The organism is Streptomyces sp. NPDC030799 (assembly GCF_055572255.1).
Genome location: NZ_JBVIDS010000023.1, coordinates 3,791 through 5,140 on the forward strand (window position 1 = coordinate 3,791; position 1,350 = coordinate 5,140).

Here is a 1,350-nt window from a genome sequence, read left to right on the forward strand (position 1 = left end):
GTATCTGAGACCTGATGCCGAGCCGATTGTGGTGAAGTGGATGATCCTATGCTGTCGAGAAAAGCCTCTAGCGAGTTTCATGGCGGCCCGTACCCTAAACCGACTCAGGTGGTCAGGTAGAGAATACCGAGGCGTTCGGGTGAACTATGGTTAAGGAACTCGGCAAAATGCCCCCGTAACTTCGGGAGAAGGGGGGCCACACCTGGTGATGAGCTTCGCGCTCTGAGCTGGGGGTGGCCGCAGAGACCAGCGAGAAGCGACTGTTTACTAAAAACACAGGTCCGTGCGAAGCCGTAAGGCGATGTATACGGACTGACGCCTGCCCGGTGCTGGAACGTTAAGGGGACCGGTTAGCTCACTTTCGGGTGGGCGAAGCTGAGAACTTAAGCGCCAGTAAACGGCGGTGGTAACTATAACCATCCTAAGGTAGCGAAATTCCTTGTCGGGTAAGTTCCGACCTGCACGAATGGCGTAACGACTTCTCGACTGTCTCAACCATAGGCCCGGTGAAATTGCACTACGAGTAAAGATGCTCGTTTCGCGCAGCAGGACGGAAAGACCCCGGGACCTTTACTACAGTTTGATATTGGTGTTCGGTTCGGCTTGTGTAGGATAGCTGGGAGACTGTGAAGCATGCACGCCAGTGTGTGTGGAGTCGTCGTTGAAATACCAGTCTGGTCGTGCTGGATGTCTAACCTGGGTCCGTGATCCGGATCAGGGACAGTGTCTGATGGGTAGTTTAACTGGGGCGGTTGCCTCCTAAAGGGTAACGGAGGCGCCCAAAGGTTCCCTCAGCCTGGTTGGCAATCAGGTGTTGAGTGTAAGTGCACAAGGGAGCTTGACTGTGAGACCGACGGGTCGAGCAGGGACGAAAGTCGGGACTAGTGATCCGGCGGTGGCTTGTGGAAGCGCCGTCGCTCAACGGATAAAAGGTACCCCGGGGATAACAGGCTGATCTTCCCCAAGAGTCCATATCGACGGGATGGTTTGGCACCTCGATGTCGGCTCGTCGCATCCTGGGGCTGGAGTCGGTCCCAAGGGTTGGGCTGTTCGCCCATTAAAGCGGTACGCGAGCTGGGTTTAGAACGTCGTGAGACAGTTCGGTCCCTATCCGCTGTGCGCGTAGGAGTCTTGAGAAGGGCTGTCCCTAGTACGAGAGGACCGGGACGGACGAACCTCTGGTGTGCCAGTTGTTCTGCCAAGGGCATGGCTGGTTGGCTACGTTCGGGAGGGATAACCGCTGAAAGCATCTAAGCGGGAAGCCTGCTTCGAGATGAGGACTCCCACCCACTTGATGGGGTAAGGCTCCCAGTAGACGACTGGGTTGATAGGCCGGATCTGGAAGCCAGG

1 rRNA gene (running past one end of the window) is annotated in these 1,350 nt (G+C 56.4%); it reads left to right on the forward strand.

The window, feature by feature from the left end:
• Positions 1-1,350, forward strand: a 23S ribosomal RNA gene (locus ACZ41I_RS39885) (its annotated part extends 1,792 nt beyond the left edge of the window); the annotation flags it as partial.